General features: G+C 73.1%; 19 protein-coding genes. 12 read left to right on the top strand and 7 right to left on the bottom strand.

Features of this window, described 5'->3' with window-relative positions; genetic code table 11:
- Positions 1–53: 53 nt before the first annotated feature.
- Both AB0D66_RS01385 and AB0D66_RS01380 read right to left on the bottom strand, forming a co-directional pair.
- Positions 54–905, bottom strand: coding sequence for a glutamate ABC transporter substrate-binding protein (locus AB0D66_RS01385; RefSeq protein WP_362294833.1), 852 nt, complete (start codon positions 903–905; stop codon positions 54–56).
- A 119-nt stretch (positions 906–1,024) separates the two neighbouring features.
- Positions 1,025–1,810, bottom strand: coding sequence for an amino acid ABC transporter ATP-binding protein (locus tag AB0D66_RS01380; protein ID WP_069922245.1), 786 nt, complete (start codon positions 1,808–1,810; stop codon positions 1,025–1,027).
- Between the two features lie 261 nt (positions 1,811–2,071).
- On the opposite strand from AB0D66_RS01380, the gene AB0D66_RS01375 reads away from it, so the two are divergent.
- The gene (locus AB0D66_RS01375; protein ID WP_362294829.1) at positions 2,072–2,776 is read left to right on the top strand and encodes a response regulator transcription factor; all 705 of its coding nucleotides are present in this window, start codon (positions 2,072–2,074) and stop codon (positions 2,774–2,776) included.
- A 12-nt stretch (positions 2,777–2,788) separates the two neighbouring features.
- Positions 2,789–4,201 (top strand): HAMP domain-containing sensor histidine kinase, encoded by a 1,413-nt coding sequence (locus AB0D66_RS01370; RefSeq protein ID WP_362294826.1) that lies wholly within the window; start codon positions 2,789–2,791, stop codon positions 4,199–4,201.
- A gap of 9 nt (positions 4,202–4,210) precedes the next feature.
- Here AB0D66_RS01370 and AB0D66_RS01365 read toward each other — a convergent pair whose 3' ends face one another.
- On the bottom strand, positions 4,211–6,307 hold the full coding sequence (locus AB0D66_RS01365) for an endo-beta-N-acetylglucosaminidase (RefSeq protein ID WP_362294824.1): 2,097 nt from the start codon (positions 6,305–6,307) through the stop codon (positions 4,211–4,213).
- 200 nt (positions 6,308–6,507) lie between these two features.
- Positions 6,508–7,761, bottom strand: coding sequence for a glycosyl hydrolase (locus tag AB0D66_RS01360; RefSeq protein ID WP_362294821.1), 1,254 nt, complete (start codon positions 7,759–7,761; stop codon positions 6,508–6,510).
- A 235-nt stretch (positions 7,762–7,996) separates the two neighbouring features.
- Between AB0D66_RS01360 and AB0D66_RS01355 the strand changes: the two genes are divergently transcribed.
- Both AB0D66_RS01355 and AB0D66_RS01350 read left to right on the top strand, forming a co-directional pair.
- Positions 7,997–9,043, top strand: a complete 1,047-nt coding sequence (locus AB0D66_RS01355; protein ID WP_362294819.1) for a LacI family DNA-binding transcriptional regulator — start codon at positions 7,997–7,999, stop codon at positions 9,041–9,043.
- Between the two features lie 79 nt (positions 9,044–9,122).
- On the top strand, positions 9,123–10,085 hold the full coding sequence (locus tag AB0D66_RS01350; protein ID WP_362294952.1) for an ROK family protein: 963 nt from the start codon (positions 9,123–9,125) through the stop codon (positions 10,083–10,085).
- Here the strand turns inward: AB0D66_RS01350 and AB0D66_RS01345 are convergent.
- Positions 10,075–11,070 carry a TAXI family TRAP transporter solute-binding subunit gene (locus AB0D66_RS01345; RefSeq protein WP_362294816.1) on the bottom strand — a complete coding sequence of 332 codons (996 nt, stop codon included), beginning with the start codon at positions 11,068–11,070 and terminating at the stop codon, positions 10,075–10,077. The two genes, AB0D66_RS01350 and AB0D66_RS01345, sit on opposite strands and share 11 nt — an antisense overlap.
- A 95-nt stretch (positions 11,071–11,165) precedes the next feature.
- On the opposite strand from AB0D66_RS01345, the gene miaB reads away from it, so the two are divergent.
- Together miaB and AB0D66_RS01335 are read left to right on the top strand one after the other, a co-directional pair.
- Positions 11,166–12,683 (top strand): tRNA (N6-isopentenyl adenosine(37)-C2)-methylthiotransferase MiaB, encoded by a 1,518-nt coding sequence (gene miaB / locus AB0D66_RS01340; RefSeq protein WP_362294814.1) that lies wholly within the window; start codon positions 11,166–11,168, stop codon positions 12,681–12,683.
- Between the two features lie 34 nt (positions 12,684–12,717).
- Positions 12,718–13,425, top strand: coding sequence for a hypothetical protein (locus tag AB0D66_RS01335; protein WP_362294811.1), 708 nt, complete (start codon positions 12,718–12,720; stop codon positions 13,423–13,425).
- Positions 13,426–13,513: 88 nt separating this feature from the next.
- Here AB0D66_RS01335 and AB0D66_RS01330 read toward each other — a convergent pair whose 3' ends face one another.
- Together AB0D66_RS01330 and AB0D66_RS01325 are read right to left on the bottom strand one after the other, a co-directional pair.
- The gene (locus AB0D66_RS01330) at positions 13,514–13,816 is read right to left on the bottom strand and encodes an antitoxin (protein ID WP_362294808.1); all 303 of its coding nucleotides are present in this window, start codon (positions 13,814–13,816) and stop codon (positions 13,514–13,516) included.
- Positions 13,817–13,839: 23 nt separating this feature from the next.
- Positions 13,840–14,055 carry a gliding motility protein gene (locus tag AB0D66_RS01325; protein WP_362294805.1) on the bottom strand — a complete coding sequence of 72 codons (216 nt, stop codon included), beginning with the start codon at positions 14,053–14,055 and terminating at the stop codon, positions 13,840–13,842.
- A gap of 186 nt (positions 14,056–14,241) precedes the next feature.
- Between AB0D66_RS01325 and miaA the strand changes: the two genes are divergently transcribed.
- From miaA to hflX, 6 genes are all read left to right on the top strand, one after another.
- The gene (gene miaA, locus AB0D66_RS01320) at positions 14,242–15,180 is read left to right on the top strand and encodes a tRNA (adenosine(37)-N6)-dimethylallyltransferase MiaA (protein ID WP_362294802.1); all 939 of its coding nucleotides are present in this window, start codon (positions 14,242–14,244) and stop codon (positions 15,178–15,180) included.
- Between the two features lie 132 nt (positions 15,181–15,312).
- On the top strand, positions 15,313–15,906 hold the full coding sequence (locus AB0D66_RS01315) for a hypothetical protein (protein WP_362294949.1): 594 nt from the start codon (positions 15,313–15,315) through the stop codon (positions 15,904–15,906).
- A gap of 34 nt (positions 15,907–15,940) precedes the next feature.
- A complete protein-coding gene (gene dapF / locus AB0D66_RS01310) occupies positions 15,941–16,816 on the top strand; it encodes a diaminopimelate epimerase (protein WP_362294799.1) in 876 nt (291 codons plus the stop codon).
- Positions 16,817–16,956: 140 nt separating this feature from the next.
- Positions 16,957–19,062 carry an HD domain-containing protein gene (locus AB0D66_RS01305; RefSeq protein WP_362294797.1) on the top strand — a complete coding sequence of 702 codons (2,106 nt, stop codon included), beginning with the start codon at positions 16,957–16,959 and terminating at the stop codon, positions 19,060–19,062.
- A gap of 198 nt (positions 19,063–19,260) precedes the next feature.
- Complete coding sequence (locus tag AB0D66_RS01300; RefSeq protein ID WP_362294794.1) at positions 19,261–20,700, top strand: M1 family metallopeptidase; 1,440 nt, start codon at positions 19,261–19,263, stop codon at positions 20,698–20,700.
- A 108-nt stretch (positions 20,701–20,808) separates the two neighbouring features.
- Positions 20,809–22,314 (top strand): GTPase HflX, encoded by a 1,506-nt coding sequence (gene hflX, locus AB0D66_RS01295; RefSeq protein WP_362294791.1) that lies wholly within the window; start codon positions 20,809–20,811, stop codon positions 22,312–22,314.
- Positions 22,315–22,344: the final 30 nt, after the last annotated feature.

Raw genomic sequence — 22,344 nt, 5'->3', positions numbered from 1 at the left:
TGAGGTGCGCCGCCGCCCGTGACAGGCGGGCGGCGACGCTCCTCACCGATGAATCAGCTGCCTTCGGTGATCTGCGGGGCAGGCTCGCTCTTGTAGTTGGCCGGGCCGAAGTTCTTCTGCACGGCCGCCTCCCAGGCGCCGTCCGCGACCATCTTCTTCAGCGCGGCGTTGACCTTGGTCTGAAGGTCCTTGTCGCCCTTCTTCAGGCCGATGCCGTAGGGCTCGTTGCTCAGGCTCAGCCCGACCAGCTTGAACTTGCCCTTGTTCTTGTCCTGCGCCGCGTAGCCCGCCAGGATCGAGTTGTCCGTGGTGAGGGCGTCGACCTTCTTGTTCTCCAGACCGGTCAGGCAGTCCGAGTAGCCACCCTGCTCGAGCAGGTCGGCCTCCGGCGCCAGCTTGGTCTTGACGTTCTGCGCGGACGTCGAGCCGGTGACCGAGCAGAGCTTCTTCTTGTTCAGGTCCTCGGCCTTGGTGATCGAGGTGTCGTCGGCGCGGACCAGCAGGTCCTGGTGCGCGAGGAAGTACGGGCCGGCGAAGTCGACCTTCTCCTTGCGCTTGTCGTTGATCGTGTAGCTCGCCACGACCAGCTTCACGTCGCCGTTCGAGATCAGGTTCTCGCGCTCGGCGCTGACCGCCTGCTTCCACTCGATCTGGTTCGGCTGGTAGCCCAGCTCCTTGGCCACGTACGTCGCGACGTCGACGTCGAAGCCCGTGTACTTGCCGTCCGGGGTCTTGAGGCCCAGGCCCGGCTGGTCGAACTTGATGCCGATGACGATCTTGTTCTTGGCGTCACCGGACGCACCGCCGTCACTGGCACCCTTGTCGCTGCCGCCGCCACAGGCGGTCGCGGTCAGGGCGAGAGCGACGGCCGCGGCCGCGGCCGCAACGGCCTTGGAGATCTTCATGGTGAACTTCCCTCGGATGAGACGTTGTTGAACGACGAGCGACGCGTACGACCGCACGCGCGGGCAGCGCGAGCCGCCCGCCGGTGGTCCGTCACCGGATGACTACCAGACCCGGAACCTCAGTGGTGCAGGATCTTCGACAGGAAGTCCTTCGCCCGGTCGCTGCGCGGGTTGCTGAAGAACTGCTCGGGCGTGGCCTCTTCGACGATCTTGCCGTCGGCCATGAAGACGACCCGGTTGGCCGCCGAGCGGGCGAAGCCCATCTCGTGCGTGACGACCACCATGGTCATCCCCTCACGGGCGAGCTGCTGCATGACCTCCAGCACCTCGTTGATCATCTCCGGGTCGAGCGCCGAGGTCGGCTCGTCGAACAGCATCACCTTCGGCTCCATGGCCAGCGCGCGGGCGATCGCCACACGCTGCTGCTGGCCGCCGGAGAGCTGCGCCGGGTACTTGTCGGCCTGCGAGCCGACGCCCACCCGGTCCAGCAGGGCCACCGCCTTGGCGTGGGCGGCCGCCTGGTCCGTCTTGCGGACCTTGAGCTGGCCCAGCATCACGTTCTGGAGCACCGTCTTGTGCGCGAAGAGGTTGAACGACTGGAACACCATGCCGACGTCGGCGCGCAGCCGGGCGAGTTCCCTGCCCTCAGAGGGCAGCTCCTTGCCGTCGAGCGTGATGGTGCCCGAGTCGATGGTTTCCAGCCGGTTGATGGTCCGGCACAGCGTGGACTTGCCCGATCCCGAAGGACCGATCACCACGACGACCTCACCGCGGGCAATGCTCAGATCGATGTCCTGAAGCACGTGCAGCGCGCCGAAGTGCTTGTTGACGTTGCTCAGTACGACCAGGTCGTCCGCGGCGCCGGCCGCGTCCTGCACGTCCTTGGTCACTGATACTCCGCTCATCGGCTTCTTGCTCCGTCCTCCTCGGTTGGGAGGACAGTAGTGACGATGCGTCCACACCGTCACCACATCTGAGGGAGAATTGAGCATAACGATCGGGCCTCGTCCGGATACGCTCCGTGCGCCCCCGCGATCTGCTCGTACCGGGTGCATAACGGAAGGCGCGCCGAGCCGGAACCCCCTTGACGTGGGACTCCGCATCAGCATGGATGCAAGGTGGCCCTGAACGGGAGCCGAAGACCGAGAGAAGGAGAGGGGGACGACATGAGACTGCTGCTCGTCGAGGACGACGACCACGTCGCCGCCGCCCTGTCCGCGATCCTCGCCCGGCACGGCTTCCAGGTCACCCATGCCCGCAACGGCGAGGAGGCCCTCCAGGCCCTGCTGCCCGCCGGAGCCCCGCCCTTCGGCGTCGTCCTGCTCGACCTGGGACTGCCCGACCAGGACGGCTACGAGGTGTGCGGCAAGATCCGCAAGCGCACCGCCACGCCGGTCATCATGGTGACCGCACGGGCCGACGTGCGCTCCCGCATCCACGGCCTGAACATGGGCGCGGACGACTACGTCGTCAAGCCCTACGACACCGGCGAACTCCTGGCCCGCATCCACGCGGTCGCCCGGCGCACCGGCGCCTCCGAAGAGGCCGCCGCCACCGGCACCGGGACGCCCACCACGGTCCGGCTCGGCTCCGTCAGCATCGAGCTGCCCACCCGCCGGGTCAGCGTCGACGGCACCGATGTGCCGCTCACCCGCAAGGAGTTCGACCTGCTGGCCCTGCTCGCGCAGCGGCCCGGCGTCGTCTTCCGCCGCGAGCAGATCATCAGCGAGGTGTGGCGCACCAGCTGGGAGGGGACGGGCCGCACCCTCGAGGTCCACGTCGCCTCGCTGCGCTCCAAACTGCGCATGCCCGCCCTCATCGAGACCGTCCGCGGGGTGGGCTACCGGCTCGTCGCCCCCACCACCCCCTAAGGAACCCGCTCCGTGCGCGCCAGGCTGCTCCCGCTGCTCGTCGTCCTGATGGCGGGCATCCTCCTCGCGCTCGGCTTCCCGCTCGCCGTGAGCCTGGCCGCCGGACAGCAGCAGCGGGTGGTCGTCGACCGGATCGACGACAGCGCCCGCTTCGCCGCCCTGGCCCAGTTCGTCATCGACGCCGAGGGCGCCGGATCCAGCGGCGCCGACGAGCGCATCGCGACCCTCCAGCACGAACTCGCCCGCTACCAGGACGTGTACGGCATCCGCGTCGGCATCTTCTACCGCGACGACAACGCCATGGCCCGGGCCCCCGGCTGGTGGCAGCTCCCCGAGTCCGGAGAGGGCCGCGACGCCTTCAAGGAGGCACTGGCCGGGCGGCGCAGCCACGACCCGGGCCAGGTATGGCCCTGGCAGACCCACGCCAGACTCCTCGTCGCCTCCCCGGTGGTCCTCGACGGGGACGTGGTCGCCGTCGTCGCCACCGAATCGCCCACCGCCGAGATGCGCAGCCGGATCCTGCGGGGCTGGCTGCTCATCGCGAGCGGGCTCGCCGCCGCCATGCTGGTCGCCTTCGGCGCCGCCCTGCGGCTCACCAGCTGGGTCCTCAAGCCCGTGCAGACCCTGGACGCGGCCGCCCACGGCATCGCCACCGGGCGGATGAACTCGCGCGTCGCGGCCGCCGGAGGACCTCCGGAACTCCAGCGTCTGGCCCACTCGTTCAACGAGATGGCCGACAACGTGGAAGAGGTACTGGAGCAGCAGCGGGCGTTCGTCGCGGACGCCTCCCACCAGCTGCGCAACCCGCTCGCCGCGCTGCTCCTGCGGATCGAGCTGCTCGCCCTCGAACTCCCCGAGGGCAACGAGGAGATCGCCTCCGTGCGTGCCGAGGGCAAGCGCCTGACCCAGGTCCTGGACGACCTGCTGGACCTGGCGCTGGCCGAGCACGCCTCCGCCGAGATCAGCCTCACCGACATCGGTGCGCTGACCTCCGAGCGGGTCGCCGCCTGGCGGCCGTACGCCGAGGAGAAGGGCGTACGGCTCACCGGGACGGGCCGCTCCGCCGTCACCGGCTGGGCCGACCCCATCGCACTGTCCAGCGCGCTCGACGCCGTCATCGACAACGCCCTGAAGTTCACCCCCACGGGAGAGGAAGTCGAGGTATCGGTCTCGGTCCTCGAACGCACCGTCCGCGTGGTCGTCGCCGACCGGGGCCCCGGCCTCACCGAGGACGAGCTGCACCGCATCGGCGACCGGTTCTGGCGCAGCGGCCGGCACCAGAACGTCAAGGGGTCCGGGCTCGGCCTGTCGATCTCCCGGGCGCTGCTCGCCGCGGGCGGCGGGTCCCTCTCCTACGAGACGAACCCGCCGCACGGGCTGCGGGTGACGGTGGCGGTGCCGCGCACCGCACCGCACGCCGCCTGACCTGCGCTTCTACCAGGTCAGGGTGGTGCGGGCCGGGAGGGAGGCCGCGTACAGCTCGTCCACGGCCCGCACCTCGAGGACCGTGGCCCGCTCCCGGCCGACCCGCTCGACGGCGGGCAGGTAGAGGGCCGTGCCGCAGGTGCCCCCGAGGAAGCGGCGGGTGCCGTCGGGCAGCACCCGGGACACCGTGTACTGCCGTACCGGCCCGGCTGCCCGCCGCCACGACAGGCGGAGCCGGGCCCGGTCCTCGTGGCGGGCCGCGGCGTCCACGGTCAGGGCGGCAGGAGACGCCGGGCGCCGACCGGCGGCGGTGTCGCGTACCGACAGGATCCCGAGCCGCCACGCCACGGCTTCCTTCCCGAGCCCCGTGATCCGTACGGCCAGCCCGTACGCCGTCCTGCCCGCCAGTGCCGACAACCCGACCCGGGTCCGGCGCCAGGCCCGCCCCGCGCCGAGGGTCTGCGCCCGGAACCAGGTGTACGGGACGGGCTCGCCCGGAGCCGCCGGCTCGCGGGTGGCCACCCCGACCTCCACGGCGACCGGGCCCGCCTCGGTGGCGTGCACCAGCTCCAGGACCGAGGACCGGGTCAGCCGACAGCGGGTCGCGTGCAGGCCCACGGCGGCCGGGGCGGTGAGGGGGCCGGCCACGAGCAGGCTGGAGCCGCCGCGCCAGGCACGCGCGAAGTCCAGGGTCACGGCGGGCCGCGGCCCGGCGGTGTCCACGACCCAGCGGCGTCCCGGCAGCCGGTCCTGGAGCCCGAGGTGGCTCCAGGGGGTGTCGGAGGCGACCTCGCCCTCCTCGTACCAGCGCTCCCCGTGCCCGGTGTTGAAGGAACAGGCGAACGGCAGCGAGGCGACCGTGGCCCGGTCGGCGACGGCCGTGGCCGGGGCCCGCCAGGGGTCCTCGGGGTCCGGGCGGGAGGGATCGAGGGACCTGCCCGTCCAGAACCGGTCGTCGGCGCGGTGGAAGGCGCCGGGGGAGCGGTCGGTGAGGTGGTTGCGGGTCCACTCGGGCCGGTAGAAGCCGAAGCTGACGACGTGGCCGCCCTCGCGCGGGACGATCGCGTCCCAGCGGACGGCGGAATCCCAGCCGCGGGACTCGGTGTCCACCGCCGCCCACAGCTCGTGGCGGGAGCGGCCCAGCCGGTCGGCGAGCGCGCCGGAGGCGGCCAGGGTCTGCGGGGTCCAGCGGAAGTCCACGAACATCGTGTCCGAGACCCGGCCGGCCCGGTCCTCGAAGAACTCCTGGTTGAGCTCGTTGAGCGCGCCCTGCCAGCCGACGCGCCCGGTGGTGTTCATCGCGTCGTACCAGGTGATGCGCAGCCCGTGCGGCTCGCCGGCCGTCCGCAGCGCGCGCAGGAACCGCCGCACGAGGGTGGCGAGTTCACTGTCCCCGCCCTCGGTCTCGGCGTTGACGAACCAGCCGTCGAAGCCGTACGCCGCGGCCACCCGCACCAGCTGCTCGGCGATCGGGAAGCGGCCGAGGGAGTCCTGGCGGACCAGGTCGCGGGTCCACTGGAGGTCGCCGCCGTAGGCCGCCGGGGGCAGGAACACGTTGCCCAGCACCCGGACCCCGTTGCGGTGGGCCGCGTCGACGACGGGAGCGTTCGGCGCGAGCACGATGCCCTCGCCGGCGGAGCCGCCCCAGAACACCAGCTCGTCGATGTACGCCCAGTGCGTCAGCGCGTAGGAGTCGGCGGTGGCCGAGCCCTGCGAGGGGTTCTGCGCGGTGGGGCCGAAGGAGACGAGCGAGGCGATCCGGGCCTGGCCGGCGCGGGCGTCCGGGTGCGGCGGGACCGGGGTGAAGCGCGGCGCGAGCGGCACGGTCGCGGTGTTGTGGGCGAGGTCGGGGTCGCTCTGCGGGGTCCAGCGCTTGAGCGAGCGCCATACGATCCCGGGGCCGGGGGAGCCCTCGGGGAGGGAGTCGGGGAACCAGTAGGAGGCGTACGGGGCCAGATCGGCGGGGGCGGGTGTGGCGGCCGTGCCGCCCGGGGCCGCTGTGGCGGCGGCCGGAGCCGTTGCGGACCCGGCGGTGAGAGCGACGGCCCCCGCCCCGGCTGCCAGGACCGTGCGCCGGGTCGGTCGCGACGCGTCGGGCTGTGACATGTCGGGCCGTGACATGTCGTGCCGTAACGCGTCGGGGTGTGACACGTGGTGCCGTAACGCGTCGTGCTGTGCCGCGTCGGGCTGTAACGCCTCGGGCTGTGACGCGGCGCGTCGGGATCCGTCGCGCCATAACCCGTCGCGCCCTAGCGCGGCGCGTCTCAAGGCTTCGCTCTCGGTCATGGCGGCTCCTCCGCGGGGCGTCAGGTCGGTTCGGGAACGCGCAGCACCTCGGTGATGCCGCGCGCGGACAGGTGCGCGGGGTCCTCGGCGAGCTCGGCCAGCACCACCGCCGGCCGGACCCCCTGCGCGGTGAGCGCCGCCCACGCCTCGAAGAACGCGCCGCCGGGCGCGCACACCGAGCGCCGCGGGGCCGCGTCCGCCCCGCCGACGTCCACCGCCAGCGCGGTGGACCGCACGGCGGGACGGTGCGCGCGACCCCGCCACCGGGCGGCGATCCGGGCGACGGCGGCCCCGGCGGGCTTGGTGCGGCGGTCGTTGGTGAGCAGGCCCAGGCCGTACTCCAGCTCGGGGAAGTCCGCGAGCTCCCGGGAGACGTCGTGGGAGCACCACCAGGTCACGCCCCACAGGTCCGGACAGTCCAGGGCGTTGGCCACGGTGGCCTCGGTGAAGGCGGCCGCCCGTCCGGCCCCGATCAGCGGGGCGGGGGCGCCGACCTCCTGGAGCCACACCGGGCGGTGCGGGTCGAGCGCCCAGGCCTTGGACAGCTCGATCAGGTACGCGGCGTGGTGCTCGGTGGCCGTCCCCGTCGGGCCGTGGCGCTGGGCGGTGCCGTTGAACACCCAGGAGTGCACGGCGGTGGCCGCGCCCAGCCGCGCGGCCTGGCCGACGGTGAAGGGGTGCCCGTCGCGGTACCAGGCGGCGTCGTACTCGGCGTGCACGTGGAACCGCCCGGGCGCGCCCTCCTCGCAGGCGGCGAGCATCCGCTCCAGCCAGTGCGCGGCCTGCTCCCGGGTGATCCGATCGGGGTCGGGGTGGGGGTCGTCGGAGAACTGGTTGATCTCGTTGCCGACGGTCATACCCAGGAAGTTGGGCCGGTCCGCGAGGGCGGCGGCGAGCGTGCGCAGGTACTCCGCCTGGCCGGAGACCACCTCCGGGTCGGCGAAGAGGCTGCGCCGGTGCCAGGTCCGGGTCCAGGCGGGCAGGAAGTCGAAGCTCGACAGGTGCCCCTGGAGCCCGTCCACCGCGATGTCGAGGCCGCGTTCGGCGGCCGCGTCGGCGAGCGCGACGAGCTGCTCCACGGCGCGCGGCCGGATCAGCGTCCGGTTCGGCTGGAACACCGGCCACAGGGGGAACACGCGGACGTGGTCCAGACCGAGTGCGGCGAGGGAGTCGAGATCCGCCCTGACCTCGTCGAGGTCGAAATCGAGCCAGTGGTGGAACCAGCCGCGGGAGGGCGTGTAGTTGGCACCGAAACGGAGCGCGTGGTCGGGCACTGGGCGTCCCTGGAGTCCTGAGGAATTCACCGGGCGAGCCACAACCTGCCGGGGCGGACGGGGAAAGTCAACAGGGCCCCAGGGGGGTGTACTTATGCGCTTCAGCCCTGTTGACACAGGGGTTGCGGCCATCCGACCCTGGGGGAACTAATGCGCTTTAGCCGCGACTGGCCGCGGTGCGGCGCGCGGAATGGGACAGCGGTAATTCCCGCGGTCGCCCAAGGACGAGGCAGGCATGGCCCGCAGACCCACCATCAAGGACATCGCCCGCCGCGCCGGGGTGTCGGAGAGCGCCGTCTCCTTCGCGCTGAACGGCCGGCCGGGCGTCTCCGAGGACACCCGCGCCCGCATCCGCCGCGTCGCCGAAGAGCTCGGCTGGCAGGCCAACAGCGCCGCCCGGGCCCTGTCCGGCGAACGCTCCGGAGCCGTCGGACTGGTCCTCGCGCGCCCCGCGCACACCCTCGGCGTCGAGTCCTTCTTCCTCCAGCTCGTCTCCGGCATCCAGGAGGTCCTCTCCGCCGCCCGGACCGCGCTGCTGTTCCAGGTCGTCGAGGACATCGACGCCGAATGCGCCGTCTACCGCCGCTGGTGGGCCGAGCGGCGGGTCGACGGCGTCCTCGTCGTCGACCCTCGGACCCGCGACCCGCGACCCGCGCTGCTCGGCGAGCTGGCCCTGCCCGCGGTCGTGGTGGGCGAGGGGGACCTCTCCCGGGCCGAGGCCGCCGTCTCCTCGGTCCGGGCCGACGACGCCGGCGCGATGACCAGGATCCTGGACCACCTCCACGGGCTCGGCCACCGCCGGATCGTCCACGTCGCCGGCCTCCCCGACCTCGCCCACACGGCCCGCCGGATCGAGGCGCTGCGCACCGAGGCCGCGCGCCGGGGGCTGGGCCCCGGCCGGGTGCGCTCGGTCGTCACCGACTACTCCGACGCCGAGGGCGCGGCGGCCACCCGCAGGGTCCTCGCCGAGCCGGAGCCCCCCACCGCACTCGTCTACGACAACGACGTGATGGCCGTCGCCGGGATCGCGGTCGCTGCCGAGCTCGGCATCCCCGTACCCGGCCGGCTCTCCATGGTGGCCTGGGACGACTCCGCGCTGTGCCGGGTCACCCACCCCCGGCTCACCGCCCTCGTCCGGGACACCGCGGGCTTCGGCCGGCTCGCCGCCGAGGAGCTCCTCGCCGTCCTCGCGGGACGGCCCCCCGCGGTGCGCACCAGCGAGCAGCCGCGGCTGGAGCCGCGCGAGAGTACGGCGCCGCCGGCGGCGCATACTGAATCCTGACCCCCTGCCTGGAGCCGCCACCGTGACCACTCCCACCGCCCCGTTCCCCACGCCGCGCGCCGGCGCCTCGGCCGCAGGCCTGACGGTGGCGATCGACATCGGCGGGACGAAGATCGCCGGGGCGCTCGTGCACCCCGACGGCACGATGACGGCCACCACCCGCCGTCCTACCCCGCGCGGCGCGGACGCGGACGCCGTGATGGCGGCGGTCACCGAGGTCATCGCCGAGCTGTCCGGCTCCCCGCAGTGGTCCTCCGCGGTCCGCTGCGGCATCGGCAGCGCGGGCCCGGTGGACTCCTCCCGGGGGACGGTCAGCCCGGTCAACATCGGGGCGTGGCGGGATTTCCCGGTCCACGACCGGATCACGGAGGAGCTCGCGGCGCGCGGAGCCGCCGTCCCCGCCGTGCTGGCCGGTGACGGCGTGGCGATGACCGCGGCGGAACACTGGCTGGGAGCGGCCCGGGGCCACGCGAACGCCCTGTGCATGGTGGTCTCCACCGGGGTCGGCGGCGGCCTCATCCTGAACAACCAGCTCCACCCCGGCCCCACCGGCAACGCAGGCCACATCGGCCACATCAGCGTGGCCTTCGACGGCGACCCCTGCGTCTGCGGCAGCCGCGGCTGCGTGGAGTCGATCGCCTCCGGCACCGCCATCGCCGCCTGGGCCCGGGCCCAGGGCTGGACCCCGGCGGAGCCCGGGGGCGATGCCACCGCGGCGGGCGTGGCCGCCGCCGCCGAGGCCGGGGACCCCGTCGCCCTGGCCGCGTTCGACCGAGCGGGCCGCGCCCTGGCGGCGGCCATCGCGGCCACCGCGACCCTCGTCGAGACGGACATCGCGGTCATCGGCGGGGGCGTCGCGGCCTCCGGCGAGACCCTCTTCGCCCCGATCCGCGGCCATCTCGCCGACTACGCCACGCTGTCCTTCGTGCAGGGCCTGAAGGTGGTCCCGGCGACCCTGGGCACGCACGCGGGCCTGATCGGCGCGGCCGCCGCGGCGGCCATGCTGCTGCCCCAGGCCGGCACCCCGACCGCTACGGCTTGACCGAGCGGTAGTAGCGCCGCGCGCCCTCGTGCAGGTCCAGGGGATCGGTGTAGATCGCGGTCCGCAGGTCCACCAGCTGCGCGGCGTGCACCTCGCTCCCGATGCCGTCGCGGCTGAGGATCACCGTCCGCGTGAACTGCTCGGTCAGCCCGGGGTCCGTGCCCTCCGTGGTCACCAGCAGGTTCGGCACGGCCAGGGTGGCCACCGCGCTGGTGTTGCGCGCCCGCGCGTACGCGTCCTGCGGCATCACCGCCGCCCGGTAGTAGCGCGCCGGGCTTCCGCTGCCCTGCAGCTGCTCCACCAGGTCGCCGAGCTGCACGAGCCTGATGTCGAACCGCTCCGACAGCTCGCGCACCGCGTTCGTCGGCAGCCCGCCCGACCAGAAGAAGGCGTCGATCCGCCCCGCCTCCAGCTCGGCCGGCATGGTATCGATGCCGATGGACACCGGGGTGATGTCCCGTACCGGGTCCAGCCTGGCCGCCGTCAGCAGCCGCTCCGAGATGAGCCGCACCCCGGATCCCGGCTGGCCGATCGCCACCCGCTTGCCCCGCAGGTCCCGCGCCGACTGCACCGGGGACCCGGCCGGCACCACCAGCTGCACGTAGTCGTCGTAGAGCCGGGCGACCCCGCGCAGCGAGTCGGCGCCGGGCTTGCCGTCCTGCCGGTACTTGGCCACCGCGTCCGCCGTCGCCACCGTGAAATCCGCCTCCCCGGCGGCCAGCCGCTGGAGGTTCTGCTGCGAGCCCTCGCTGGTCTCCAGCCGCACCCGAACCCCGGGCATGTCCTGGCGGAGCTGCTGCTCCAGCAGCTCCCCGTACCGGTGGTAGACCCCGGTCCTGACGCCCGTGCTGAAGGTCAGCTCCCCCTTGAGCTCCGGCTCCCCGAAGGGTTTCAGCCACCAGACCAGGACGCCGAGCAGGGCGAGTACGGCCACCAGGGCCCGCAGGGCGTGGCGCCTGCTGATCCGGGGCGGTACGTGAGGCATGGCCGCGATCCTGCCACCCGCCCGCCGTCCTGTCACGGCGCGGGCCGCCGCCCCGGGCGGCCGGAGGGCCTCCGGGCACCGCCTACCCTTGTTCCATGACCAGCAGCAGCGACCGGAGCACGGCAGTGGACGTCAAGGGAACATACGAGGTGCGCACCTACGGGTGCCAGATGAACGTGCACGACTCCGAGCGGCTCTCCGGTCTGCTCGAGGGCGCCGGCTACGTCCGGGCGCCCGAGGGCTCCGACGGCGACGCCGACGTCGTGGTCTTCAACACCTGCGCGGTCCGCGAGAACGCCGACAACAAGCTGTACGGCAACCTCGGCCGACTGGCCCCGATGAAGACGAAGCGGCCCGGCATGCAGATCGCCGTCGGCGGCTGCCTCGCCCAGAAGGACCGCGACACGATCGTCAAGCGGGCCCCCTGGGTCGACGTCGTCTTCGGTACGCACAACATCGGCAAGCTCCCCGTGCTGCTGGAGCGCGCCCGCGTCCAGGAGGAGGCGCAGATCGAGATCGCCGAGTCGCTGGAGGCGTTCCCCTCGACTCTGCCGACCCGCCGCGAGTCCGCGTACGCCGCCTGGGTCTCGATCTCCGTCGGCTGCAACAACACCTGCACCTTCTGCATCGTCCCGGCCCTGCGCGGCAAGGAGGAGGACCGCCGGCCCGGCGACATCCTCGCCGAGGTGGAGGCCCTGGTCGCCGAGGGCGTCTCCGAGATCACCCTGCTCGGCCAGAACGTCAACGCGTACGGCTCCGACCTCGGGGACCGCGAGGCCTTCAGCAAGCTGCTGCGCGCCTGCGGGCAGATCGAGGGCCTGGAGCGGGTCCGCTTCACCTCCCCGCACCCGCGCGACTTCACGGACGACGTGATCGCGGCGATGGCCGAGACCCCGAACGTGATGCCGCAGCTGCACATGCCGCTGCAGTCCGGCTCGGACCCGATCCTCAAGGCGATGCGCCGGTCGTACCGGCAGGAGCGTTTCCTCGGGATCATCGAGAAGGTCCGCGCCGCGATCCCGCACGCCGCGATCTCCACCGACATCATCGTGGGCTTCCCCGGCGAGACGGAGGAGGACTTCCAGCAGACGATGCACGTGGTGCGCGAGGCCCGCTTCGCGAGCGCCTTCACCTTCCAGTACTCCAAGCGGCCCGGCACCCCCGCCGCCGACATGGACGGGCAGATCCCCAAGGAGGTCGTGCAGGACCGCTACATGCGCCTGGTCGCCCTCCAGGAGGAGATCTCCTGGGAGGAGAACAAGAAGCAGGTCGGCCGCACGCTGGAGGTCATGGTCGCGGAGGGCGAGGGCCGCAAGGACGGCGCCACCCACCGCCTGTCGGGCCGCGCCGCCGACAACCGCCTGGTCCACTTCACGAAGCCGGACGCGGAGGTCCGGCCGGGTGACGTGGTCACCGTGGACATCACCTACGCCGCCCCGCACCACCTGCTGGCCGAGGGCCCGACCCCGGCCGTGCGCCGCACCCGCGCCGGCGACGCCTGGGAGAAGCGCAACGCCGCCCCGGCCCAGCCCGCCGGGGTCATGCTCGGGATCCCGACCCTGGGCGTCCCGGCCCCGCTGCCCGCCGCCACCTCGGGCTGCGCGATCGACTGACCGCCGGCCGGGGACGGCGGCTAGGCTGCGGATCATGCTCGTAGCCGCTGCCGTCTGTCCCGCCCCGCCGCTGCTCGTGCCGGAGGTCGCCGCGGGGGCCGCCGCCGAACTCGGCGACGCCCGCACCGCCTGCTCCGACGCGCTCGCGGTGCTCGCCGCCTCCCGGCCCGACCTGCTCGTCGTCGTCGGAGCCGCCGACCGGGACCACCTCGGGTCCTACCCGCAGGGTGCCCGCGGCTCCTTCCGGGGATTCGGCGTCGAGGCCGACGTACACCTCGGCGAGGGGGAGGAGGGGCCCCGCCTGCTGCCCCCCTCGCTCGCCGTGGGCGCCTGGCTGCTGCGCCGCGCCCGCTGGGGCGCGGCCCCCGTCGAGGGGCTGGGGGTCGCGCAGCCGCTGGACACCGGGCGGTGCCTGGAGACGGGCCGCGAGCTGGCCGCCCGCGAAGCCCGCGTCGCCCTGCTCGTGATGGGCGACGGCAGCGCCTGCCGGACGCTGAAGGCCCCCGGCTACCTCGACGAGCGCGCCGCCGCCTTCGACGCGGCGGCCGGCCGGGCGCTGGGCGCCGCCGACGTGGCCGCGCTCGCCGCCCTCGACGCGGAGCTCGCGGCCGAGCTCCTGGCCGCCGGACGGGCCCCCTGGCAGGTCCTGGCGGGCGCCGCCGAGGGCGCGGGGCTCGACGGGCGGCTGCTGTACGAGGACGCGCCGTACGGGGTCGGGTACTTCGTCGCGGCCTGGTCCTAGCCGCCGCGGGTGGGGACCCGCCTTCCGGAACGACGGAGGGGCGCGGGACCGGCATCAGCCGGTCCCGCGCCCCTCCGTCGTCACCGCGTCAGGAAGCGGGCGGCGGCGTCGGGCCGCCGGGCGGCGGGGTCGGCCCGCCGGGCGGCGGGGTCGGCCCGCCGGGCGGCGTCGGCCCGCCGGCGTCCTTGTGCGCGATCTTGCCCAGGGCGTCCTTCGCCTTGCCCTTGCCGCTCGTGATCCGGTCGCTGTACTTGCCGTGGGTCTTGGAGTCCACGGCCTTCGCCACCTTGTCCAGACCCTCGGTGATCCTGCCCTCGTTCTTCTGGGCGAGGTCGCCGACCTTGTCCTTCGCCGGAGCGAGCTTGGCCTTCAGATTGTCCAGCAGGCCCATGGGTCACCTTCCGTTGGCGGTCGCTACGTACGGGCGCCCTCGCCGGCTTCGCTGTCCACGGCCACCTCGGCCGACTGCTGCTTCGGGATCTCCACGGCTTCCGCCGCCGGAGCCTCCGCAACCGCCGGCTCGGCCTCGGCCTCGGCGGCCGTACCGGACTCCGCCGTCACGGCCTCGGCAGCGACCTCCTCGGTCGCAACCTCGTCCTTACGACGAAAAAACCGATCAAAAACGCCCATGTCTACTCCCATAACGTTACTCGTGTGAGTGAAGTTCCGCCCCGGCCGGACCGGCCTGCCGGACGTACGCCGCATGGCGCACTCCGGCCGGTAACCTCGCCAGGGCAACGACCCCGTCCCCGCCCCGTCACCTCACCCGATCGGGTACATGAGCGTGTCTTGACCGGGGGCTGCGAGACTGGGGCGGTGAGGAAAGCAGCCCCCGCACCGCGGGTCATCGCCGTCGTCGGACCCACCGCGGCCGGAAAGTCCGATCTGGGCGTCGCCCTGGCCCGCCATTTCGACGGGGAAGTCGTCAACGCCGACTCCATGCAGCTGTACCGGGGGATGGACATCGGCACCGCCAAACTGACGACCGCGGAACGGGGCGGGGTCCCGCACCACCTCCTCGACATCTGGGACGTCACCGAGACCGCCAACGTCGCCGAGTACCAGCGCCTGGCCCGCATCGAGATCGACAAGCTCCTCGCGCAGGGCCGTACGCCCGTCCTCGTCGGCGGATCCGGCCTGTACGTGCGCGGCGCCCTGGACGCCATGGAGTTCCCCGGCACCGACCCCGAGGTCCGCGCCCGGCTGGAGGGGGAGCTCACCCTGCGCGGCCCCGGCGCCCTGCACGCCCGCCTCGCCGCGTCCGACCCGGCCGCCGCACAGGCGATCCTGCCCAGCAACGGCCGCAGGATCGTCCGCGCGCTGGAGGTCATCGAGATCACCGGCCGCCCCTTCACCGCGAACCTGCCCGGCCACGAGTCCGTCTACGACACCGTGCAGATCGGTGTGGACGTCGCCCGGCCCGAGCTCGACGAGCGGATCGCGCTGCGTGTGGACCGGATGTGGGAGGACGGGCTGGTGGACGAGGTCCGCGCCCTCGAGGCCCGGGGCCTGCGTGACGGAATCACCGCCTCCAGGGCGCTCGGCTACCAGCAGGTGCTCACCGCGCTCGCCGGGGAGTGCACCGAGGACGAGGCCAGGGCCGAGACCGTGCGCGCCACGAAGCGGTTCGCCCGGCGGCAGGATTCGTGGTTCCGCCGCGACCCGCGGGTGCACTGGCTCAGCGGAGCGGCCGCCGACCGGGGGGAACTCCCCGGGATCGCGCAGAGGTTGGTCGAACGAGCGGTCACAGCCTGATCACGTGATGGCATCGGGACGCCCCGGGCGCCCGTCCGGGGGTCGGCGGCGTGCCATCATCAAACTCCTGGCGGTGCGGTCACCGGCAGTGCATGGCGGCGTACTGGGTCCGAGTGGGGAGGGCGCGTGGCGATGGAGGCCGGCCCTCGTGACACCGGGCAGGGCAACACCCGGCGGGAAGCGGACCCGAAGCTTCTCCACCGGTCGGACGAGCACGGCAACGGGAGCGGCAGCGAAACCGGAATCGGAACCGGAATCGGAACCGGAATCGGAACCGGAATCGGAGCGGGGTCCGAAGCCGCCGGGCTCGGGCTGCCCGCCGACCCGGCGGGGCTGACGCCCGACGGACCGGACGCGCCGGACACCGCGGGCATCGAGGTGGGCGGGCCGGAGTTCGAGGTCGAGCTGCGTCCACAGCGCCGCCTGCGCCTGTGGCAGATCGCCCCCATCGTGATGCTCGGCGCCGCCGGTTCGCTGATGTTCGCCTTCCCGCTCGCCTTCGAGTTCGGCGACGGCGGAGCCGTGGTCGCCATGCTCGGCTTCCTCATCAGCTGCTGCGCCGGCGGCTGGGGCATGATGGCCGCCCGCCGCGTCGGCTACACGTGGCCCGGGCTCCCGGCCCGGGGCAGCGGCCGCCGGCCCGACTGGCGCGTGGCCGGGCTGTACGCCGTGGCCGCGCTGGCCCTCGTAGCCCTCGCGGTGTACCGGGTGGCGCGGCTCCGCTGACCGCCCGTGACCAGGGGATCGGTACCATGGGCGGGTGACGCACAACAGCCTCTCCTTCCTCAAGGGCCACGGCACGGAGAACGACTTCGTGATCCTTCCGGACCCGGACAACGCCATCGGGCTGTCCGCGTCCGCCGTCGCGAAGCTGTGCGACCGGCGGGCGGGCCTCGGCGGCGACGGCGTCCTGCACGTGGTGCGGTCCGCCGCCCACCCCGACGCCGCCCACCTGGCCGGCGAAGCGGAGTGGTTCATGGACTACCGCAACAGTGACGGCTCCATCGCCGAGATGTGCGGCAACGGCGTGCGCGTCTTCGCCCGCTACCTCCAGCACGCCGGCCACGTCGAGCCCGGTGACCTCGCGATCGCCACCCGGGGCGGTGTCAAGCACGTCCACCTCGACAAGAGCGGCGACGTCACCGTCGCGATGGGCCGGGCCGTCCTGCCCGAGGGAGAGGTCACCGTCTCCGTCGGCGAGCGCAGCTGGCCCGCGCGCAACGTCAACATGGGCAACCCGCACGCCGTGGCCTTCGTCGACAGCCTCGACGACGCCGGAACCCTCCACACCGCCCCGCCGTTCAGCCCCGCGTCCGCCTACCCGACCGGCGTCAACGTCGAGTTCGTCGTCGACCGCGGACCCCGCCACGTCGCCATGCGCGTGCACGAGCGCGGCTCCGGCGAGACCCGCTCCTGCGGCACCGGCGCCTGCGCCGTCGCCGTGGCCGCCATCCGCCGCGACGGCGCGGACCCGGCCGCCACCGGCGACCCGGCCACCTACACCGTCGACCTCCCCGGCGGGACCCTGCTCATCACCGAGCACCCCGACGGGCGGATCGACATGACCGGACCGGCCGTCATCGTGGCCGCGGGCGAGTTCGAGGCGGCCTGGCTCACCGAAACGGCTTTCGCCTGAAGCTTCCCTCTAATGGGTGATCCATTTCACGCTGAGCGAGAGGCGGACTGCGCCACGTGGTGGGGTCGGTAACATCAGGCACCGGCCCTGAGGGCTCACCCCATGCCCACCACCGCCGGTCGAAGCCGCCGGAGGTGCCCATGAGTGCAGAGGCCACGAACCCCGAAGCACACCCCGAAGCGCGCCCTGAGCTCCGCAGACGCGGCCGGACCAGGCTCGATCTGCGCCGGCTCGGACGCGCCGCCCTGCTCGGGCCGACGTCCCGCGACCGCCTCCCGGACGCCATCGGCCACGTCGCGGAGGCACACCGCGCCCACCATCCGGACGCCGATCTGTCCGTTCTGCGGCGCGCCTACCTCCTCGCGGAGACCTCGCACCGCGGCCAGATGCGCAAGAGCGGTGAGCCGTACATCACACACCCGCTCGCCGTCACCCTGATCCTGGCCGAACTCGGCGCCGAGACCACCACGTTGACGGCCTCCCTCCTGCACGACACCGTCGAGGACACCGACGTGACCCTCGATCAGGTCGGCGAGGAGTTCGGCGACGAGGTCCGCTTCATCGTCGACGGCGTCACCAAGGTCGAGAAGATCGACTACGGCGCCGCCGCCGAACCCGAGACCTTCCGCAAGATGCTCGTCGCCACCGGCAACGACGTCCGCGTGATGTCCATCAAACTCGCCGACCGGCTGCACAACATGCGCACCCTCGGAGTGATGCGACCCGAGAAACAGGCCCGCATCGCCAAGGTCACCCGCGACGTCCTCATCCCGCTCGCCGAACGGCTCGGCGTCCAGGCCCTCAAGACCGAGCTGGAAGACCTCGTCTTCGCCATCCTGCACCCCGAGGAGTACGAGCGCACCCGCGCGCTCATCGCGGCCCACGCCGGAGAACGCGACCCGCTGCCCGCCATCGCCGACTCCGTACGGACCGTCCTGCGCGACGCGGGGATCGCCGCCGAAGTGCAGGTCCGGCCGCGGCACTTCGTCTCGGTGCACCGGATCGCCCTCAAACGCGGCGAGCTGCGCGGCTCCGACTTCGGCCGCATCCTCGTCCTCGTCGGCGAGAACGCCGACTGCTACGCGGTGCTGGGCGAGATGCACACCTGCTTCACCCCGGTCGTCTCGGAGTTCAAGGACTTCGTCGCCACCCCGAAGTTCAACCTCTACCAGTCGCTGCACACCGCCGTCGCCACCCCCGACGGCCACGTGGCCGAGGTCATCGTGCGGACCCGGCAGATGCACCGCGTCGCGGAGGCGGGCGTGGTCGCGCTCGGCAACCCGTACGCCACGGCGCCCGCCGCGGCCGCCGCCGCTGCCGGGGCGCCGGCCGCCGCCGATCCGTACGAGGAGCGCGTGGACCCCACGCGGCCCGGCTGGCTGTCCCGGCTGCTCGACTGGCAGCAGTCCGCGCCCGACCCGGACACCTTCTGGAGCGTCCTGCGCGCCGAACTGGCCCAGGACCGCGAGATCACCGTCTTCCGGGCCGACGGCGGGACGCTGGGCCTGCCCGCCGGGGCCAGCTGTATCGACGCCGCCTACGCGCAGCACGGCGAGGCGGCCCACGGCTGTATCGGCGCCCGCGTCAACGGGCGCCTCACCTCCCTGTCCTCCCCGCTGTCCGACGGCGACACCGTGCAGCTGCTGCTCGCCCAGGACGCCTCCTCCGGCCCCGCCGCCGAATGGCTGGACCACGCCCGGACCCCCGCCGCCCGGATCGCCATCAGCAGCTGGCTCGACGCCCATCCCGACCGCGCGATGGCCACCACCTCGGCCGCCCGGGCACCCCTGTCGGTGGTCGGGGCGCGCGGCGGCGGGGCCAACGCGGTCGCCGACCTGCCGAACGCCCCCGTACGGCTCGCCGGCTGCTGCACCCCGGTGCCGCCGGACGCGGTCGCCGGGTTCGTGGTCCGGGGCGGGGCCGTCACCGTGCACCGCGTCCACTGCGCCGCGGTCGCCCAGATGCGGGCGGTGGGCCGCACCTCCGTCGCCGTGCACTGGCGGGCCACGGCGGACTGCCGGGTCACGCTGCTCGCCGAATCGTTCGGCCGCCCCCATCTGCTGGCCGACCTGACCGAGGCCATCGCCCGCGAAGGGGTCGAGGTCGTCTCCGCGACCGTGGAACCCCCCGTGGAACAGCGGGTCCGGCACTCCTACACCCTCCAGCTGCCCGACGCGGCCGGCCTGCCCGCCCTGATGCGGGCGATGCGGAACGTGCCCGGCGTGTACGACGTCAGCCGCGCCTAGGCCGTCACTCGCGCCGATCGGGCCGGGCCGGAAGGGCGGCCCGTCCACCTGGCCCGTCCACCCGGCCCGTCCACCCCGTGCGGCCGTGCCACGGGGGCGGCCCGCGGCTAGCCCGCGTCCGCGCCGGAAGGTCCCGTTCGGGTGGCCCCGTCGCGCGCCGTGCCCGACCGTGCGGCGGACGCTGGTATGCGGTGGTGGATGCAGCTCACCTCCCCGCGCCTGCGCGCCGCCCTGCTGGCCGCGGCCTCCCTCACCCTCGTCGCCGCCGTCCTGCCCCCGCCGACCCCGCTGGGCATCGGCGACCGGCTCTTCCCGGAGCTCGGGAACCCCGGGTACGACGTGCTCTCGTACGACCTCTCCTTCACGTACAAGGACAACCGCACCCCCCTCGACGCCGTCACCGTCATCCACGCCCGCGCACTGGAGCCGCTGGACCGCATCAACCTGGACTTCACCCACGGGAAGGTGGCGTCCGCCGAGGTCAACGGCGAGCCCGCCCGGTTCGAGAGCGTGGGGGAGGACCTCGTCCTGACGCCCGCCCGGCCGGTCACCGCGCACGTGCCGCTGCACATCACCGTCCGGCACACCAGCGACCCGCGCGGACGCGCGGACGGCGGCTGGGTGCCCACCGAGGACGGCCTGGCCATGGCCAACCAGGCCGACGCCGCCCACCGGGTCTTCCCCTGCAACGACCACCCCGCCGACAAGGCCTTCTTCACCTTCCGGATCACGGCCCCGGAGGCGCTCACGGTCGTCACCAACGGAGTGCCCGTCGCGGCCGCCCTGCGCACGGGCTCCTCCAAGACCTGGACGTACCGCACCCGGCACCCGATGGCCACCGAACTGGCCCAGGTCTCGGTCGGGCGCTCCGCGGTCGTCCACGGCACCGGCCCGCACGGCCTGCCGCTGCGCGACGTGGTGCCCGCCGCCGACCGCAAGAGGCTGGATCCCTGGCTGAAGAAGACCGCCGGCCACATCGCGTGGATGGAGGAGCGGGTCGGCCGCTACCCCTTCGAGAACTACGGGGTGCTGATCGCGCGCGCCACCACCGGCTTCGAGCTCGAGACGCAGACCCTCTCGCTCTTCGAGCACAGCCTGTTCTCGGGCGAGGGCTATCCCGAGTGGTACGTGGAGTCCGTCATGGTCCACGAGCTCGCCCACCAGTGGTTCGGCGACAGCGTCGCCCCCCGCACCTGGTCCGACCTGTGGCTCAACGAGGGGCACGCCACCTGGTACGAGGCCCTGTACGCGGACGGTCTCGGCAAGTACTCCCTGGAGCGGCGCATGCGCGAGGCGTACCAGCGCTCCGACCAGTGGCGGGCCGCGGGAGGCCCGCCGGCCGCGCCGAAGGCCGCCGCGCCCGGCGAGAAGATCGGCCTGTTCCGGCCGGTGGTCTACGACGGGGCCGCACTGATCCTCTACGCACTGCGCCAGGAGATCGGCACCGAGGCCTTCGATCGCCTCGAGCGCCGCTGGGTGGCGGAGCACAAGGACGGGGTCGCGGGCACGGAGGACTTCGTACGCCTGGCCTCGCAGGTGGCGGGGCGGGACCTGGCCGCCTTCCTGGAGCCGTGGCTGTACGGGAAGACCACCCCCGCGATGCCCGGCCACCCGGAATGGAGCGGGAAAAGCGTGTGACCCGCCCGCAGCGGGCATGTCACCATCGACAGGGCCGTTCGGGAATCCCGGGGCGGTCTGACACGTTGGACGTGTCAGCTATCCGAATCGAATCGACGTAAGGATCCAATGACCTCCTCTTCTTCCCCTTCCCAGGACGCGCGGGACGCACAGGACGTGCGCGAGTCGCAGAGCTTCACCGAGAGCCTTCGGGCCGATGCCCTGATGGAAGAGGACGTCGCCTGGAGCCACGAGATCGACGGAAACCGCGACGGCGAGCAGTTCGAACGCTCCGAGCGCGCGGCCCTGCGCCGCGTGGCCGGCCTCTCCACCGAGCTCGAAGACGTCACCGAAGTCGAGTACCGACAGCTCCGCCTGGAGCGCGTCGTCCTCGTGGGTGTCTGGACCTCCGGCACGGTGAACGACGCGGAGAACTCCCTCGCGGAGCTCGCCGCCCTCGCCGAGACGGCAGGTGCCCTCGTACTCGACGGTGTGATCCAGCGCCGCGACAAGCCGGACCCGGCCACCTTCATCGGTTCCGGCAAGGCCCGCGAGCTGCGCGACATCGTCATGGAGAGCGGCGCCGACACCGTCGTCTGCGACGGCGAGCTCAGCCCCGGCCAGCTCATCGCCCTCGAAGACGTCGTCAAGGTGAAGGTGGTCGACCGGACCGCCCTCATCCTGGACATCTTCGCCCAGCACGCCAAGTCCCGAGAGGGCAAGGCACAGGTCGCACTCGCGCAGATGCAGTACATGCTTCCGCGCCTGCGCGGCTGGGGTGCCTCGCTGTCCCGGCAGATGGGTGGCGGCGGCGGTGGCGGCATGGCCACCCGAGGCCCCGGTGAGACCAAGATCGAGACGGACCGGCGACGGATCCGCGAGAAGATGGCGAAGATGCGCCGGGAGATCGCGGATATGAAGACGGGCCGCGACATCAAGCGGCAGGAACGGCGCCGCAACAAGGTCCCCTCGGTCGCCATCGCCGGTTACACCAACGCCGGCAAGTCCTCCCTCCTCAACCGCCTCACGGGCGCGGGCGTACTGGTGGAGAACGCACTGTTCGCCACCCTCGACCCGACCGTGCGCCGGGCCGAGACGCCGAGCGGCCGGGTCTACACCCTGGCCGACACCGTCGGCTTCGTCCGGCACCTGCCCCACCACCTCGTCGAGGCGTTCCGCTCCACGATGGAGGAGGTCGGCGACTCCGACCTCATCCTGCACATCGTGGACGGCTCGCACCCGGCGCCGGAGGAGCAGCTGGCGGCGGTCCGCGAGGTCATCCGCGAGGTCGGCGCGGTGAACGTGCCCGAGATCGTGGTGATCAACAAGGCGGACGCGGCGGACCCCCTGGTCCTGCAGCGGCTGCTGCGCATCGAGCGGCACTCCATCGCCGTCTCGGCGCGCACGGGCCTGGGCATCGAGGAACTCCTCGCGCTCATCGACTCCGAGCTGCCGCGGCCCGAGGTCGAGGTGGAGGCCCTGGTGCCGTACACCCGAGGCTCGCTCGTCGCCAAGGCGCACGCCGAGGGCGAGGTGCTCTCCGAGGAGCACACCCCCGACGGCACCCTGATCAAGGTGCGCGTCCACCAGGAGCTGGCGGCGGACCTGGCTCCGTACGCGCTCGCCAAGCGGTGACGCACGCACACGTGTGAAAACGGCCGAGGC

The organism is Streptomyces sp. NPDC048270, assembly GCF_040652335.1.
Taxonomy (GTDB): Bacteria; Actinomycetota; Actinomycetes; order Streptomycetales; family Streptomycetaceae; genus Streptomyces.
The sequence above is the reverse complement of the archived record's forward strand: the minus strand, read 5'-3'. Positions and strand labels throughout refer to the sequence as shown.

Coding starts and splice junctions, on each gene's coding strand:
- AB0D66_RS01385 (WP_362294833.1), bottom strand. CDS start 905: ATGAAGATCTCCAAGGCCGTTGCGGCCGCGGCCGCGGCCGTCGCTCTC.
- AB0D66_RS01305 (WP_362294797.1), top strand. CDS start 16,957: ATGAGTGCAGAGGCCACGAACCCCGAAGCACACCCCGAAGCGCGCCCT.
- AB0D66_RS01335 (WP_362294811.1), top strand. CDS start 12,718: ATGCTCGTAGCCGCTGCCGTCTGTCCCGCCCCGCCGCTGCTCGTGCCG.
- AB0D66_RS01375 (WP_362294829.1), top strand. CDS start 2,072: ATGAGACTGCTGCTCGTCGAGGACGACGACCACGTCGCCGCCGCCCTG.
- AB0D66_RS01315 (WP_362294949.1), top strand. CDS start 15,313: ATGGAGGCCGGCCCTCGTGACACCGGGCAGGGCAACACCCGGCGGGAA.
- AB0D66_RS01365 (WP_362294824.1), bottom strand. CDS start 6,307: ATGTCACAGCCCGACGCGTCGCGACCGACCCGGCGCACGGTCCTGGCA.
- AB0D66_RS01330 (WP_362294808.1), bottom strand. CDS start 13,816: ATGGGCCTGCTGGACAATCTGAAGGCCAAGCTCGCTCCGGCGAAGGAC.
- AB0D66_RS01325 (WP_362294805.1), bottom strand. CDS start 14,055: ATGGGCGTTTTTGATCGGTTTTTTCGTCGTAAGGACGAGGTTGCGACC.
- miaB (WP_362294814.1), top strand. CDS start 11,166: ATGACCAGCAGCAGCGACCGGAGCACGGCAGTGGACGTCAAGGGAACA.
- AB0D66_RS01380 (WP_069922245.1), bottom strand. CDS start 1,810: ATGAGCGGAGTATCAGTGACCAAGGACGTGCAGGACGCGGCCGGCGCC.
- AB0D66_RS01300 (WP_362294794.1), top strand. CDS start 19,261: ATGCAGCTCACCTCCCCGCGCCTGCGCGCCGCCCTGCTGGCCGCGGCC.
- AB0D66_RS01355 (WP_362294819.1), top strand. CDS start 7,997: ATGGCCCGCAGACCCACCATCAAGGACATCGCCCGCCGCGCCGGGGTG.
- AB0D66_RS01345 (WP_362294816.1), bottom strand. CDS start 11,070: ATGCCTCACGTACCGCCCCGGATCAGCAGGCGCCACGCCCTGCGGGCC.
- hflX (WP_362294791.1), top strand. CDS start 20,809: ATGACCTCCTCTTCTTCCCCTTCCCAGGACGCGCGGGACGCACAGGAC.